General features: G+C 70.3%; 13 protein-coding genes. 11 read left to right on the forward strand and 2 right to left on the reverse strand.

Translation table 11 applies throughout. The features are described 5' to 3' along the window. The first annotated feature begins 242 nt into the window (after nt 1–242). The 5 genes from aceE to ACYVOK_RS20625 all read left to right on the forward strand — a co-directional run bounded on the left by aceE (nt 243) and on the right by ACYVOK_RS20625 (nt 6,856). A complete protein-coding gene (gene aceE / locus ACYVOK_RS20605; protein WP_460664102.1) occupies nt 243–2,972 on the forward strand; it encodes a pyruvate dehydrogenase (acetyl-transferring), homodimeric type in 2,730 nt (909 codons plus the stop codon). 179 nt (nt 2,973–3,151) lie between these two features. Then, a complete protein-coding gene (locus ACYVOK_RS20610; RefSeq protein ID WP_460664103.1) occupies nt 3,152–3,457 on the forward strand; it encodes a hypothetical protein in 306 nt (101 codons plus the stop codon). After that, nucleotides 3,454–4,548 (forward strand): flavin-containing monooxygenase, encoded by a 1,095-nt coding sequence (locus tag ACYVOK_RS20615; RefSeq protein WP_460664104.1) that lies wholly within the window; start codon nt 3,454–3,456, stop codon nt 4,546–4,548. The genes ACYVOK_RS20610 and ACYVOK_RS20615 overlap by 4 nt, the downstream gene beginning before the upstream one ends. A gap of 34 nt (nt 4,549–4,582) precedes the next feature. Next, nucleotides 4,583–6,247, forward strand: coding sequence for a helix-turn-helix transcriptional regulator (locus ACYVOK_RS20620; RefSeq protein ID WP_460664105.1), 1,665 nt, complete (start codon nt 4,583–4,585; stop codon nt 6,245–6,247). Nucleotides 6,248–6,322: 75 nt separating this feature from the next. After that, nucleotides 6,323–6,856, forward strand: a complete 534-nt coding sequence (locus tag ACYVOK_RS20625; protein WP_460664106.1) for a hypothetical protein — start codon at nt 6,323–6,325, stop codon at nt 6,854–6,856. Here the strand turns inward: ACYVOK_RS20625 and ACYVOK_RS20630 are convergent. Together ACYVOK_RS20630 and ACYVOK_RS20635 are read right to left on the reverse strand one after the other, a co-directional pair. Then, nucleotides 6,822–7,829, reverse strand: a complete 1,008-nt coding sequence (locus ACYVOK_RS20630; RefSeq protein ID WP_460664107.1) for a pirin family protein — start codon at nt 7,827–7,829, stop codon at nt 6,822–6,824. The two genes, ACYVOK_RS20625 and ACYVOK_RS20630, sit on opposite strands and share 35 nt — an antisense overlap. Next, nucleotides 7,826–8,869 carry a PHP domain-containing protein gene (locus ACYVOK_RS20635; RefSeq protein WP_460664108.1) on the reverse strand — a complete coding sequence of 348 codons (1,044 nt, stop codon included), beginning with the start codon at nt 8,867–8,869 and terminating at the stop codon, nt 7,826–7,828. Before ACYVOK_RS20635 ends, ACYVOK_RS20630 begins: the two co-directional genes overlap by 4 nt. A 32-nt stretch (nt 8,870–8,901) precedes the next feature. On the opposite strand from ACYVOK_RS20635, the gene ACYVOK_RS20640 reads away from it, so the two are divergent. The 6 genes from ACYVOK_RS20640 (at nt 8,902) to ACYVOK_RS20665 (ending at nt 15,550) form a co-directional block, all read left to right on the forward strand. Further along, entirely contained in the window at nt 8,902–10,104 is a 1,203-nt protein-coding gene (locus ACYVOK_RS20640; RefSeq protein ID WP_460664109.1) for a PucR family transcriptional regulator, read from the forward strand. A gap of 78 nt (nt 10,105–10,182) precedes the next feature. Continuing rightward, the gene (locus ACYVOK_RS20645; protein WP_460664110.1) at nt 10,183–11,379 is read left to right on the forward strand and encodes an acyltransferase domain-containing protein; all 1,197 of its coding nucleotides are present in this window, start codon (nt 10,183–10,185) and stop codon (nt 11,377–11,379) included. Beyond that, the gene (locus ACYVOK_RS20650; RefSeq protein WP_460664111.1) at nt 11,376–12,371 is read left to right on the forward strand and encodes a beta-ketoacyl-ACP synthase III; all 996 of its coding nucleotides are present in this window, start codon (nt 11,376–11,378) and stop codon (nt 12,369–12,371) included. Before ACYVOK_RS20645 ends, ACYVOK_RS20650 begins: the two co-directional genes overlap by 4 nt. A gap of 76 nt (nt 12,372–12,447) precedes the next feature. Further along, nucleotides 12,448–12,696 carry an acyl carrier protein gene (locus ACYVOK_RS20655; RefSeq protein ID WP_130380551.1) on the forward strand — a complete coding sequence of 83 codons (249 nt, stop codon included), beginning with the start codon at nt 12,448–12,450 and terminating at the stop codon, nt 12,694–12,696. A 118-nt stretch (nt 12,697–12,814) separates the two neighbouring features. Then, the gene (gene fabF / locus ACYVOK_RS20660; protein ID WP_460664112.1) at nt 12,815–14,050 is read left to right on the forward strand and encodes a beta-ketoacyl-ACP synthase II; all 1,236 of its coding nucleotides are present in this window, start codon (nt 12,815–12,817) and stop codon (nt 14,048–14,050) included. A gap of 75 nt (nt 14,051–14,125) precedes the next feature. Continuing rightward, the gene (locus ACYVOK_RS20665; protein ID WP_460664113.1) at nt 14,126–15,550 is read left to right on the forward strand and encodes an acyl-CoA carboxylase subunit beta; all 1,425 of its coding nucleotides are present in this window, start codon (nt 14,126–14,128) and stop codon (nt 15,548–15,550) included. The last annotated feature ends 81 nt before the right edge of the window (nt 15,551–15,631 follow it).

A 15,631-nucleotide genomic window follows, 5' to 3' on the forward strand; every position in this document is an offset into this window, starting at 1 on the left:
CATCGTGGCCTATCGCGTCGCGCAAGTATGCACGAGGGTTCCGTGACGTGTCCGGTATCCGCGTGCCGGGTACGGCGCGTGTCCGGTGGTTGCACGCTGCGGCGGCCGGAATCGGGCGGCTGTGGAAGGCGAAGTAGAACGCATTCCGAACAGGTGACAGGATTGCGGGGAAGAGCAACCTGAGAGAACGGCAGGACACCGTGGCTTCCGGACACGAACCACCAGCCATCATCACCGAGGGGATGCCCACCCAGCTCCCCGACATCGACCCCGACGAGACGCGCGAGTGGGTCGAATCGCTCGACGCCGTCCTGGACGAACGGGGCAAGGCGCGAGCGCGCTACCTGATGCTCAAGCTGATCGAGCGGGCCCGGGAGCGACAGGTCGGGGTGCCCGCCCTGCGGAGCACCGACTACATCAACTCGATCCCGCCCGAGCGCGAGCCGTGGTTCCCCGGCGACGAGCACATCGAGCGCCGGATCCGCGCCTTCATCCGGTGGAACGCCGCGGTGATGGTGAGCAAGGCCAACCGCAAGGGTCTCGAGGTCGGCGGGCACATCGCCACCTACCAGTCCGCGGCCAGCCTGTACGAGGTCGGGTTCAACCACTTCTTCCGCGGCAAGGACCACCCCGGCGGCGGCGACCAGGTCTTCATCCAGGGTCACGCCTCCCCCGGTATGTACGCGCGGGCCTTCCTCGAGGGCCGGCTGACCGCCGACCAGCTGGACGGGTTCCGCCAGGAGGTCTCCCGCGGCCTGCACAACGGCCTGTCGTCGTACCCGCACCCGCGGCTGATGCCGGACTTCTGGGAGTTCCCGACCGTCTCGATGGGGCTGGCCGCGCTGAACTCGATCTACCAGGCCCGCTTCAACCGGTACCTGCACCACCGCGGCATCAAGGACACCAGCCAGCAGCACGTCTGGGCGTTCCTCGGCGACGGCGAGATGGGTGAGCCGGAGTCGCTCGGCGCGATCGGCCTGGCCGCCCGCGAGGAGCTCGACAATCTCACCTTCGTGATCAACTGCAACCTGCAGCAGCTGGACGGCCCGGTCCGCGGCAACGGCAAGGTCATCCAGGAGCTGGAGGCGTTCTTCCGCGGCGCCGGCTGGAACGTGATCAAGGTGATCTGGGGCCGGGAGTGGGACAACCTGCTGGCGCAGGACCACGACGGCGTGCTGGTGAACAAGATGAACACCACCCCGGACGGCCAGTTCCAGACCTACTCGGTGGAGTCCGGCGAGTACATCCGGAACAACTTCTTCGGCGGCGACCAGCGGCTGCAGGCGATGGTCCGCAACCTGTCCGACGAGGACCTGCGCAAGTTGCCGCGCGGCGGTCACGACTACCGCAAGGTGTACGCCGCGTTCAAGAGCGCGACCGAGCACGTCGGCCAGCCGACGGTGATCCTGGCCCAGACCATCAAGGGCTGGACGATCGAGGCGCTGGAGGGCCGCAACGCGACCCACCAGATGAAGAAGCTGACCTCGGACGACCTGAAGGCGTTCCGGGACCGGCTCTACCTGCCGATCGAGGACAAGGACCTCGAGGACGCGTACAACCCGCCGTACTTCCACCCCGGCAAGGACTCGCCGGAGTACCAGTACATGATGGAGCGGCGCAAGCAGCTCGGCGGTTCGCTGCCGGAGCGCCGGGTGGCGCCGCGGACGACGCTGAAGCTGCCGGGCGACGACGTCTACAAGCCGTTGTCGAAGGGCAGCAACGCGCCGGTGGCGACCACGATGGCGCTGGTCCGGCTGTTCCGCGACCTGATGAAGGACCCGGAGATCGGCCACCGGATCGTCCCGATCGCCCCGGACGAGTACCGCACGTTCGGTATGGACTCGATGTTCCCGACGGCGAAGATCTACTCGCCGCACGGGCAGACCTACGAGGCGGTCGACCGCAACCTGCTGCTGTCGTGGAAGGAGTCCGAGCAGGGCCAGCTGCTGCACGAGGGCATCAGCGAGGCCGGTGCGATGGGCTCGATGATCGCGGCCGGTACGGCGTACGCGACGCACGGCGAGCCGATGATCCCGTTCTACATCTTCTACTCGATGTTCGGCTTCCAGCGGACCGGTGACTCGCTCTGGGCGTTCGGCGACCAGCTCGGCCGGGGCTTCCTGATCGGCGCGACGGCCGGCCGGACCACCCTGACCGGTGAGGGCCTGCAGCACGCGGACGGTCACTCGCCGCTGCTGGCCTCGAGCAACCCGGCCGCGGTGCACTACGACCCGGGCTTCGCCTACGAGGTCGCGTACATCGTGAAGGACGGCCTCCGCCGGATGTACGGCTACGGTCTGGACAAGGACCTGCCGTACGGCGAGGACGTCTTCTACTACCTCACCGTCTACAACGAGCCCGTCCCGCAGCCGGCTGAGCCGGAGAACCTCGACGTCGAGGGCTTGCTGAAGGGTATGTACCGGTTCAGCGAGTACGAGACGGCCGAGGGCGACGACGTACCGCGGGTGCAGCTGCTCGCGTCGGGTGTCGCGTTGCCGTGGGTCCGCAAGGCGCAGGAGATCCTCGCCGAGGAGTACTCGGTGGCCGCCGACATCTGGTCGGTGACGTCGTGGAACGAGCTGCGCCGGGACGCGATCGCGGCCGAGGAGCACAACCTGCTGCACCCGGACGAGCCGGAGCAGGTGCCGTTCGTGACCGAGCAGCTGAAGGACACCAAGGGCCCGGTCGTCGCGGTCAGCGACTACATGCGCGCGGTGCAGGACCAGATCTCACGCTGGGTGCCGAACGACTACACCTCGCTCGGGACCGACGGCTGGGGTCTGGCCGACACCCGCGCCGCGGCCCGGCGCCACTTCCACGTGGACGCCGAGTCGATCGTCGTCGCCACGCTGGAGATCCTGGCCAAGCGCGGTGACGTGAAGCCGGAGGTCGCCGCCGAGGCGGCCCGCAAGTACCGCATCGACGACCCGACCGCGGTCGCCGGCGTGAAGCAGGAGGGCGCCGGCGCCTGACGCCGGATCCCTGGAGCAGCCGCTCACCCTTCGGGGTGGGCGGCTTTTCCGTTCCCGGTCCGCCGACCACTCGAGCGCTCGGCAGACCGGCGTACGACAAACCTCGTAGTCCGCGGCCGGCGGAGGTTGCGTATTCCGTCCGACGCGCGGGGTGACCCCGGATCCCTAGCGTCAGTGCCATGACTGGCGCAAGCGTTGCTCTTCTCGCGGGGACGATGTCCACCATCCTCTTCGCGTCGAGTGCGCTGCCGATGGTGGTCAAGGCGATCCGGACCCGCGACCTGGAGTCGTACAGCCCGGCGCATCTGGTCCTCGCCAACGTCGGCAACGCCGTCCACTGCATCTACGTGGTGCACCTGCCGCCGGGACCGATCTGGGCCCTGCACGGCTTCTACGTCGTGACGTCCGCGCTGATGCTGCTGTGGTGGCTGCGGTACCGCCCGGCTGCGCGCGCCGTCGTACGGAACGAGCGGAGACTCGCATGACCACCGAAAGTATCGAGACCGTCATTATCGGCGGCGGGCAGGCCGGGCTGTCCACCGGTTACCACCTGCGCAGACGCGGCCGGCCGTTCCTGATCCTGGACGGCAACGCCCGGATCGGCGACCAGTGGCGGGCGCAGTGGGACACGCTGCGGCTCTACACGCCGATCAAGTACGACGGCCTGCCCGGGCTGCCGTTCCCCGGCGAGCGCTGGGGCTACCCGAGCAAGGACGAGGTCGCCGACTACCTCGAGTCGTACGCCGCTCACTTCGAGCTCCCGGTGCGGAACAGCACCCGGGTGGACAGCCTCGAAGCGCAGGACGGGCGGTACGTCGTCACGACCAGCTCGGGGGCCATCCACGCCGACAACGTGGTGGTTGCCACCGGCACCTTCGGCAAGACGCCGTACCTGCCGGACTTCGCCGTCGATCTCGACCCGGCGATCCGGCAGCTACACTCCAGCGAGTACCGCCGGCCCGAGCAGCTGAAGCAAGGGCCGGTCCTGGTCGTCGGCGGTTCGCACTCGGGGACGGACATCGCCTACGAGGTAGCGACCACCCACCCGACCATCCTGTGCGGACGCGACCCGGGCCAGATCCCAGTCCGGCTGGACAGCCCAGGCGCGCATGTCTTCTTCCCGGTCTTCCTCTTCGTCGGCAAGCATCTGATCACCCGGCGGACACCGATCGGGCGGAAGGCCAGGGAAGACATCCGCTTCCACGGCGGTCCGATGCTCCGGGTCAAGCGGGAGGACCTGCTCGCGCGAGGGGTCGAGCGGGTGCCCGACCGGGTGACCGGTGTCCGCGACGGGCGGCCGGTGCTCGGCGACGACCGGGTGCTGGACGTCGCGAACGTGGTGTGGGCGACCGGGTTCCGGCAGGTGTTCGACTGGATCCGGCTGCCGGTGATCGGTGCGGACGGCTGGCCGGTGGAGGAGCGCGGCGTGGTCACCTCCGCGCCGGGGTTGTTCTTCTGCGGTCTGGCCTTCCAGTTCGCCTTCAGCTCGATGGTGCTCCCGGGCGTCGGGCGGGACGCGGCGTACGTCGCCAAACGCATCGCGGCCCGATCCGGCCGGAGTCTTGCCGCCGCCTGATCCAGCGCGCATCCTCGCCACTAGGGGGCAGGTGATGGGGATCGTCGACGATCTGGAGCGGGCCCGCCGGGCGTACGAGCAGCGCGACTGGGCGGTCGCCTACGACCGGCTCTCCGCAGCTGCGGCCGCGGACGAGCGCGGCGCGGCGGCGGGTGAGCCGGACGCGGCCACACTCGGTGCCGGGGATCTGATGGCGCTGGGCACCGCGGCGTACCTGATCGGTGACCAGGACGGCTGTATCCGCGCGTTTCAGCGCGGGTACCGCGTGCAGGTCGACCGCGGCGACACGCTGGCAGCGGTCCGATTCGCCTTCTGGCTCGCCATGGTGCTCAACGTCCGGGGGGAGGTCGCCGTCGGCAGTGGTTGGGCCGCCAGGGCCGAGCGACTGCTGGCGGACCACCCCGAGGACGTGGTCGAGCGGGGATATCTCCGGCTGCACGAGTTCTTCCGGCACCTGGCACACGGTGACTTCGCCGGCGCCGCGCGTGCCGCCGAGGAGATCACCGAGGCGGCCCGCCGGTTCGGTGACCCCGACCTGCTCGCGCAGGGCCTGGTCTGCCAAGGCCGCCTGATGATGTATTCGGGCCGGGTGCCGGAGGGGCTGGCCAGGCTGGACGAGGCGATGGTCGGCGTCGCGGCCGGCGAGGTCTCGCCGATCTTCGCCGGCCAGGTGTACTGCGCGATGATCGAGGGCTGTCAGGAGGTGATGGACTTCGCCCGGGCGTCGGAATGGACCACCGCGTTGACGCGCTGGTGCGACAGCCAGCCCGACCTCGTCCCATACACCGGCCAGTGCGCCGTCCACCGAGGTCAGATCCTGCGGCTGCACGGGAGGTTCGACGAGGCGCTGGAGGAGTTCGAGGGTGCCCGCCTGCGCTATGTGTCGTCCGGTGCACCCGCCGCGGCCGGCCTCGCGCTGAGCGAGTACGGCGACGTACTCCGGATCCGCGGCGATCTGGCCGGCGCCGAGGCCGGCTACGAACAGGCCATCGAGTACGGTCACGAGGTGCAGCCCGGTCGGGCGCAGCTGCTCCTGGCCCGCGGACGCACGACGGCCGCGGTGGCGACCATCCGCCGGCTGCTCACCGAGACCGGTGACCAGGTGCATCGGGCCCGGCTGCTGCCGGCCGCGGTCGAGATCCTGACGGCCGCCGGTCACTACGACGAGGCCGAGTCCGCCGCGTCCGAGCTGACCGGGATCGCCGACGCCTTCCAATGCCCCGGCCTGCGGGCGACGGCGGCCTACGGTGCGGGTCTGGCAGCGCTGTCGTCCGGGGATCCTGAACGGGCCCTCGCACCGGCGAGGCTGGCAGCGCAGCTGTGGGGAGGGCTGCAGGCGCCGTACGAAGTGGCTCGGGCGAAGGTGCTGGTGGGCCGGGCGTTCCGGCTGCTGGGTGACGACGACTCGGCGACCGCGGAGCTGACGTCCGCGTGCCGGACCTTCGGTGAACTCGGCGCGCTGCCGGCCCGGCAGGACGCCGAGAAGCTGTTGCACCGCAGCACTCCCGGCGGGCTCACGGTGCGGGAGCTCGAGGTTTTGCGATTGGTTGCGTCCGGCAACAGCAATACCGAGATCGCGCACCGGCTGGTGCTCAGCGACAAGACCGTGGCGCGGCACCTCACGAACATCTTCACCAAGCTCGACGTCCCCTCCCGGACCGCGGCAGCGGCCTACGCGCGCGACCACGACCTGCTCTGAAACGCTCCCCGGAGGGAGCCGGTTCACTCTCGCGGGTGAGGTTCCGCCGCCGTGCGGGTCGCATGCTCGGTAACTGTGAAAACGACCGAGCAACCTGTTCCCCGGTGGGCCTACCGGCTGGCTCACGCGATCCCGCTGATGACCCTGCCGTCCGGCCTGTGGCGGCTCGGGCTGGTCGCGGGCTCCTCGATGGGCATCCTCGACGACGCAGGCCAGCCGGCCTACCTGGTCGGCACCGGCGAGAAGATCTACGTCGTCTTCCTGTCGCTGTTCTCCGAGGCCGTCGCGATGATCGCCTTCGGGCTGGTCAAGCCCTGGGGCGAGGTCGCGCCGCGCTGGATCCCGTTCATCGGCGGCCGCCGGGTCAACCCGTACGCCGCGATCGTCCCGGCGATCCTGGGCGCCCTGTCGCTGATCGCGATCTGGACCTACGGGTTCCGCGACGTCTTCTCGGGGGACTTCATCCCGTTCGCGAACACGGGCTGGGCGGCCCTGATGATCGCCTGCTACGCGCCGCTCCACCTGTGGGGTCCGGCGCTGCTGGTCCTCACCTGGGCCTACTACCGCCGCCGGGTCAGCGCGCCCGCGGCCGTGGTTTCAGCTCGGTAGCGGGCAGCGCCGGCGCGGGGAGCGGGTCACCGTCGTAGCCGGGGACCATCCGGAAGCGGTCGTTGCCGCCCGAGGCGATGGCCGACTGCCAGGCTTCCCGGGCGGTGACGATCTCGTCGTGGCTGCGGCCGATGAAGTTCCACCACATCACCAGGTGCTCCTCGAACGGTTCGCCACCGAGCAGCAGGCAGCGAACTCCGTTGTCCGAGGCAACCAGGTCGATCGCCTCGCGGCCGTCGCCGAGGTAGACCATCTCACCGAAGCCCGGGGCCAGGTCGCCGACCGTGAGCGAGCCGTCGACGACCAGTACGGCGTACTCGTGCGACGGCGTGAGGGGAAGCGTCAGCGTCCGACCGGGCTCGATGGTGAGGTCGGCGCCGACGAGTGGGGTGTAGGCGGGAGCGGGTGAGGTGACCCCGGCGACGGTGCCGATCATGACCGTGGCCCGGGCGCCGTCGAAGTCGACCTTCGGCAGGTCGGCGTACGCGTTGAAGGCAGGCGGGACCGTCGCACGCACCGAGTCCGGCAGGGCGACCCACAGCTGGGCGCCGTGCAGGGTCGGCGGCGCGGTCGGGGTCGAGACCTCGGAGTGGGCGATGCCATTGCCCGCGGTCATGATGTTGAGCTCCCCTGGCCGGACCATCGCGTGCGACCCGACACTGTCGCGGTGCTCGATCTCGCCCTCGAACAACCAGCTGACCGTCTGCAGACTCGTGTGCGGGTGCGGCGGGACCTGCATCCCCCGCTCCCCCGGTACGTCGTAAGAGTCGACGCGGCTCGTCAGGTCGTCCGGTCCGTAGTGGTCGACGAAGCACCACGCGCCGACCATCCGGCGGTTCTTGTTCGGCAGCAGCCGCCGTACCTTCGTCGTCCGGCCGAGGACGACCTCGCGCGGCTCGAGGAACTCCAGCACAGGTCCGCCGTTCCCGCCGACACAGATGACCTCGGCCGGGTCCTTCTCCAGGTCGCTCATGACGCCGCCCATTCCTGCAGTTTCTGCTGGTCCCAGGTGTTGATGACGCGGTCGGGGGTCACACCGCAGTCTTCGGCACGCTCGCAGCCGTACGCCTGCCAGTCGAGCTGGCCGGGCGCGTGCGCGTCGGTGTCGATGGAGAACAGGCAGTCCATCTCGACCGCCAGCGACAGCAGCCGCCGGGGCGGGTCGAGGCGTTCCGGACGGGAGTTGATCTCGACCGCCGTACCGAACTGACGGCACGCCTCGAAGACGATCTCCGCGTCGAACTGGGACTCCGGCCGGGTGCCGCGGCCGCCGGTGATCAGCCGGCCGGTGCAGTGCCCGAGGACGTCGACGTGCGGGTTCGCGATCGCACGGACCATCCGCTCGGTCATCGGCTCGGCCGCCATCCGCAGCTTCGAGTGCACGCTGGCGACGACGATGTCGAGCTGGGCCAGGATCTCGCTGTCGCAGTCGAGCGAGCCGTCCTCGAGGATGTCGACCTCGATGCCGTTCAGGATGGTGAACCCGTCCAGCTCGTCGGCCAGCTTCTTGTTCAGCTCCGCGACCACCTTGAGCTGCTGCAGGCGGCGTTCGCGGGACAATCCGTTGGCGACGGTGAGCCGGCCCGAGTGGTCGGTCAGGGCGATGTACTTGTGCCCGAGACGGTGCGCCGTCCGCGCCATCTCCTCGATCGGGCTGCCGCCGTCGGACCAGTCCGAGTGCAGATGCAGATCCGCCTGGAGCTCCGCGCGCATCGCCGTACCGGCCGTGGTCAGCGCACCCGCGGCCTCCTCCAGCTTGACCAGGTACGACGGGGTGGCGCCGTCCATCGCCTCGAGGATGACCGCCTCCGTCTTGGGCCCGATCCCCGGCAACTCGGTCAGCGTGCCGGCCCGGCGACGGGCCCGGACCTCCGCCGGCGGCAGCGCCGCGATCGTGTCGGCCGCCCGGCGGTACGCCTTCACCCGGTGTGTCGGCTGCCGGTCGCGCTCCAGGTAGTACCCGATCGCCCGCAACGCGGCCACCGCATCCGCCACACCCGCCTTGTCACTCATTCCCCCATGATGGCAGCGGATATGGTCGGGACGTGGCGAAGCGGTCGAAGGAGCACCTGGCCCGGGCGGAGCGGTTGCAGGGCGCGACCGGTGCGCTCGCCACCGCGGCGATGGCCGCGATGGACGAGAAGTTGCCGTGGTTCGGGAAGTTGTCCGCGCAGGACCGGTCCTGGATCGGGCTGGTCGCCCAGTCCGGGATCACCGCGTTCGTCGACTGGTTCCGCGATCCCGAGGCACACTCGGCGATGCCGACCCGGATGTTCGGCTCGGCGCCGCGCGAGTTCACCCGGGTCATCTCACTGCACCAGACCGTCGACCTGCTGCGGACCACGATCGAGATGATCGAGAACACCATCGGCGACCTACTGCCGCCCGAGGACGTGCCGGTGGTCCGGGAGGCGATGCAGCGCTACGCCCGCGAGGTCGCGTTCGCCGCCGCGACGGTCTACGCCAAGGCAGCAGAGATGCGCGGCGCCTGGGACGCCCGGCTGGAGGCCCTGGTCGTCGACTCGATGATCCGCGGCGAGGCCGACGAGTCGGTCCGCTCGCGCGCCTCCGCCCTCGGCTGGACCGGAGCCGGTACGACGGGGTCCGCCGAGGTGTCCGTGGTGGTCGGACGAGCACCCGAATCCGAGCCCGGAAGCGCCAACGTGGCCGACGTGGTCCGGCACGCCGCCCGGGAGGCCGGGGCTGACGCTCTGTGTGCGATGCAGGGCGACCGGCTGGTGGTAGTACTCGGTGGTACGAGTAAACCTGTCGAGATCGTACAAAACCTGGTTCAATGGTTCGGACCCGGTCCGATCGTCGTCGGACCGGTGGTGAAAGACCTGATGGCGGCCGTGACGTCGGCCCGCGCGGCGATCGCCGGTCTCCGCGCCGCCCCCGCCTGGCCGACCGCTCCCCGGCCCGTCGAGGCCGACGAGCTCCTCCCGGAAAGGTCACTCTCCGGAGACGGCCACGCCCGCCGCCAACTCGCCTCCGACGTCTACGGCCCGCTCACCATAGGCGATGGCGTGCTGCTCGACACGGTGTCGGCGTACCTGGACTCGGGTGGCGCGATCGAGGCGACGGCCCGGGCGCTGTTCATCCACCCCAATACCGTCCGGTACCGGCTGAAGCGTGTGGGCGAGATCACGGGCTACTCTCCGCTCAACCCGCGCGACGCTTTCACATTGCGTGTCGCACTGGCCTTGGGCCGCCTGCTCAACCCCGAGCCCGGAAGCACGGTTTTGTAGGATCTCCACAATGTCGGCCCGGTAGATTCGTGGTGCATTCCGGCCCACGGACGGCCCGGCTCAGGGAGAGTTGTCACCGTGCTCGTCATCGTCGCGCCCGGTCAGGGTGCCCAGACCCCAGGATTCCTCGAGCCGTGGCTGGAGGACCCCGCGTTCGAGAGCCGGCTGAACTGGCTCTCCGCGGTGGCCGGCCTCGACCTCGCCCACTACGGCACCAAGGCCGACGCGGACACGATCCGGGACACCGCGATCGCGCAGCCGCTCCTGGTCGCGTCCAGCATGCTGGCCGCGCTGGCGGTGTTCCCGCATCCGGCCGACGCCTTCACCAAGGTGGGCGCGGTCGCCGGCCACAGTGTCGGTGAGATCGCGGCCGCGGCCGGCACCGGCGTGCTGAGCGCCGAGCAGGCGATGGTGCTGGTCCGCGAGCGCGGCAAGGCGATGGCCGCCGCGTCGGCGCTGACCGCCACCTCGATGACCGCCGTCCTGGGCGGCGACCGGGACGAGATCCTGGCCAAGCTGGCCGAGCACGGCCTGACCGCCGCGAACGACAACGGTCCCGGTCAGATCGTCGCCGCCGGCACGGTCGAGGAGCTGGCCGCGTTCGCCGCCGACCCGCCGGCCAGGACCCGGCTGGTCCCGCTGTCCGTGGCCGGGGCGTTTCACACCAAGCACATGGAGCCCGCGGTCCAGACCCTGGCGAAGTACGCGACCGCGATCAGCACCCACGACCCGCGGACCCGGCTGATCTCCAACCGCGACGGCCAGATCGTGCACGACGGCCGCGAGGCGCTGGACCGGCTGGTCCAGCAGGTCAACTCCCCGGTCCGGTGGGACCTGTGCATGCAGACGATGGCCGACCTGCAGGTGACCGGCATCCTCGAGCTGCCGCCGGCCGGCACGCTGACCGGGATCGCGAAGCGCGCCCTCAAGGGTGTCGAGACCTTCGCGCTGAAGACGCCGGACCAGCTCGACGACGCCCGCGCGTTCGTCGAGAAGCACGGCAGCCCGTCCGAGATCGACGCGTCGCCGACCTGGCGGCTGCTGGTCGCCCCGGTGAAGGGCACCTTCACCCGCGAGACGGTCCAGGTACGGCGTGAGCCCGGTGACACCGTCGAGGCCGGCGAGGTGGTGGCCCAGGTGAAGAGCCTGCGCGACGAGGCCGGCGTGAAGGCTCCCCACGGCGGCATCGTGGTGGAGTGGCTCGTCGAGGAGGGCGACCCGGTCGCCCCCGGCCAACCGCTGGTCCGACTGCACCCGAACGGAGTCTCCTCATGAGCGCGATAACCCCTCCGAGCGGAGCGCAGTACGCCGGGGTCCTCGGCATCGGCTCGTACCGGCCGCGCCGCGTCGTACCGAACTCGGAGATCCTGGAGCACATCGACTCCAGTGACGAGTGGATCCAGACCCGGTCCGGGATCAAGGAACGGCGCTGGGCGAGCGACGACGAGACAGTCCTGATGATGTCGGTGAACGCGGCCAAGGACGCGCTGGCCGACGCCGGCATCGACCCGGCCCAGATCGGCTGCGTCGTCGTTGCCACCGTCACACACCTGTACCAGACTCCGGCGATCGCGACCCGGATCGCCGTCGAGGTGGGCGCCCCGACCGCGGCCGCGTTCGACATCTCCGCCGCGTGCGCGGGCTTCTGCTACGGCATCGCGATGGCCAACGACATGGTCCGCGGCGGCAGCGCGAAGTACGTGCTGGCGATCGGTGTCGAGCGGCTGAGCGACCTGACCGACCGGAACGACCGCAGTACGGCGTTCATCTTCGCCGACGGCGCCGGTGCCGCGGTGGTCGGCCCGGCCGAGGAGCCGGGCATCGGCCCGGTGGTGTGGGGTTCCGACGGTACGCAGTACCAGGTGATCAGCCAGAAGGAGTCGTGGCAGGAGGCAGCCGGCAGCTACAACTGGCCGCACCTGCGGATGGACGGCAACCCGGTGTTCCGGTGGGCGTCGTTCGAGATGGCGAAGACCGCGCAGCAGGCGCTGGACGTGGCCGGCGTGAAGGCCGAGGACCTCGACCTGTTCGTGCCGCACCAGGCGAACATGCGGATCACCGACGCGATGCGCCGGGCGCTCAAGCTGCCCGACCACGTCAAGGTGGCCCGCGACATCGAGCGGCAGGGCAACACCTCGGCCGCGTCGATCCCGCTCGCCATCACCGCGATGCGCGAGAACGGCGAGGCCAGGAGCGGCGACCTCGCGCTGCTCATCGGCTTCGGCGCCGGTCTGGTGTACGCCGCTCAGGTGATCCGGATCCCGTAGCCCATAGTTGTCCGGGGCGGCTCAGGTGGCCGGCCCGGCCGTTGCACAGCAAAGAATCCGAAAGGGAAACGAACTGATGGCCAGCACCGAAGAGATCCGTTCCAGCCTCGCCGAGATCGTGAACGAGATCGCCGGCATCCCGGTCGAGGACGTCCAGCTGGACAAGTCCTTCACCGACGACCTCGACGTCGACTCGCTCTCCATGGTGGAGGTCGTGGTGGCCGCCGAGGAGAAGTTCGACGTCAAGATCCCCGACGACGAGGTGAAGAACCTGAAGACCGTCGGCGACGCGGTCGCGTTCATCGAGCGCGCCCAGAACGGCTGACCGAACCCGCACCCGTGCTGGCCGGTGCTCGCCGGACCCCGGTCCGGTGAGCACCACCCGGCGCACACCCACCCCTCGCCCCTGTTTCCAGATCGATCCCGTGAAGGATGAGGTAACCATGTCGAAGACCCGAGTCGTCATCACCGGGCTCGGAGCCACGACCCCGCTGGGGGGCGACGTGTCCAGCACCTGGGAAGGGTTGCTGGCCGGCCGGTCCGGCGCACGGCGGCTGACCGACGAGTGGGTGCAGAACCTGGCGGTCCAGATCGCCGCACCGGCCGCGGTCGAGCCCACCGAGGTGCTCGAGCGGGTCAAGGCCCGGCGGCTCGACCGCAACGCGCAGCTCGCCGTGGTGGCTGCCCGGGAGGCCTGGGCCGACGCCGGCCTGAAGGACTCCGGGCTGGACAAGGAGCGGCTCGGTGTCGCGGTCGCCTCCGGTATCGGCGGCCTGCACACCACACTGGCGAACTACGACGCGCTGAAGACCAACCCGCGACGGGTCTCGCCGCTGGCGATCCCGATGCTGATGCCGAACTCGTCCGCGGCGTACGTGAGCCTGGAGTTCGGCGCCAAGTCCGGCGTGCACACCCCGGTCTCGGCCTGCGCGTCCGGCAACGAGGCGATCGCGCTCGGCCTCGACCAGATCCGGCTCGGCCGCGCGGACGTCGTCCTGGCCGGCGGGACCGAAGGCTGCATCATGCCGCTGCCGCTGGCCGCCTTCGGCATGATGCAGGCGCTGAGCAGGCGCAACGACGAGCCGGAGAAGGCGTCGCGGCCGTGGGACGTGGACCGCGACGGGTTCCTGCTCGGTGAGGGCGCCGGGATCCTCGTACTGGAGTCGTACGAGCACGCCAAGGCCCGCGGCGCGACGATCTACGCCGAGCTGGCCGGTGCGGGCATCTCCGCCGACGGTCACGACATCGCGCAGCCCGACCCGACCGGGTCCGGCGCGAAGCGGGCGATGGAGCGGGCGCTGGCCGAGGGCGACCTGACCCCGGCCGACGTGCACCACATCAACGCGCACGCGACCTCGACCCCGCAGGGTGACATCGCGGAGTCGCTGGCGATCCGGCAGGCGCTCGGCAAGGAGGCCGACCACGCGATCGCCACCGCGCCGAAGTCGATGTTCGGTCACCTGCTCGGCGCGGCCGGCGCGGTCGAGTCGATCGCGACCGTGCTCGCCCTGCACCACCGGGTCTCGCCGCCCACCATCAACGTGGACAAGCTCGACGACCAGGTCGAGCTGGACGTCGCGACGGAGCAGCGCAAGCTGGCCGACGGGGACATCGCGGCGCTGAACAACTCCTTCGGCTTCGGCGGCCACAACGCCGCCATCGCCTTCAAGACGGTCTAGTCGACGTCGGTCGCCCGGCGGGACGTACGACGTACGCCGGGCGACACCTGTTCCCGCACACCACCGGAGGACGGTATGACCACCGCTCCAGCAGCGCCCAAGCCCGCCAAACCGCCTCGTGAACTGGACCCGCGGAACCCGGTCACCCGGCTGACGAACCTGCTGGACCTGGACAGCCTGGAGCTGATCACGCCGGACAACCTCTCCGGGATGGTCGCCGCCCGCGGCACGATCGAGGGCGCTCCGGTTGTCGCGTTCTGCTCCGACGCCACGGTGATGGGCGGCGCGATGGGCGACGAGGGCTGCGAGGTGGTGGTCAAGGCCTACGAGGCCGCCCTCCGCGAGGAGGTGCCGATCATCGGCCTGTGGCACTCCGGCGGCGCCCGGCTCGCCGAGGGCGTGCTGAGCCTGCACGCGGTCGGCAAGATCTTCTACGCGATGACGCAGGCGTCCGGGAAGATCCCGCAGATCTCCGTCGTCCTCGGCCCGGCCGCAGGTGGTGCGGCGTACGGCCCGGCGCTGACCGACATCGTCATCCTCGGTCCGGAGGGCCGGATCTTCGTCACCGGGCCGGACGTCGTTCGCTCGGTGACCGGTGAGGACGTCGACATGCTCCGCCTGGGCGGTCCCGAGCCGCACGGAAGGCGGTCCGGCGTCGTCCACATCACCACCGACTCCGAGACCGCCGCACTGCACGAGGCCCGTCGGCTCGCGGACCTGCTGGCGAACCAGGGTTCGGTCGCGGCCGACGTACCGGACACCGATCTGTCCGGGTTCCTGCCGGAGTCGGCCAAGCGTGCGTACGACGTCCATCCGCTGGTCGGAGGGGTGCTCGACGAGGACTCCTCCGTCGAACTGCACCAGCGGTGGGCACCGAACATCGTCACCACGCTCGGCCGGCTCGGCGGGCGGACCGTCGGCGTGATCGCGAACAACCCGCTGCGGCTGGGCGGCTGCCTCGACGCGCTGTCGGCCGAGAAGGCGTCGCGGTTCGTCCGGATGTGCGATGCCTTTGGTGTCCCGCTCGTGGTCCTGGTCGACGTCCCCGGGTATCTGCCGGGTGTCGGTCAGGAGTGGGACGGCGTCGTACGGCGTGGTGCGAAGCTGCTGCACGCGTTCGCGGAGAGCGTCGTGCCGCGGGTGACGCTGGTGACGCGGAAGACGTACGGCGGTGCCTACATCGCGATGAACGCACGGTCGCTCGGTGCCACCCGGGTGTTCGCCTGGCCGCGCGCCGAGGTCGCCGTGATGGGCGCGGTCGCGGCGATCCGGGTGCTGCACCGGCGCAAACTCGCCGAGGTCGACCCCGAACTCCGGCCCCAGGTCGAGGCGGAGCTCGCCGCCGAGCACGAAGAGATCGCCGGCGGCATCGAACGAGCCCGCGAGATCGGTGTCGTCGACGAGGTGGTGGACCCGGCCACGACGCGCTCCGCCCTCGCCGCCGCGATCGCCGCCGCCGACACCGGCCGCCGCGGCCACCACGGCAACATCCCGCTCTGACGGGACCGTTTGCGGAGTCTCTCCGTCACCAGGCGCTGGTTCTCTCCGAAGATCATGTTCGCGACACGATGGTGATGTGGT

This window comes from Kribbella swartbergensis (genome assembly GCF_054784135.1).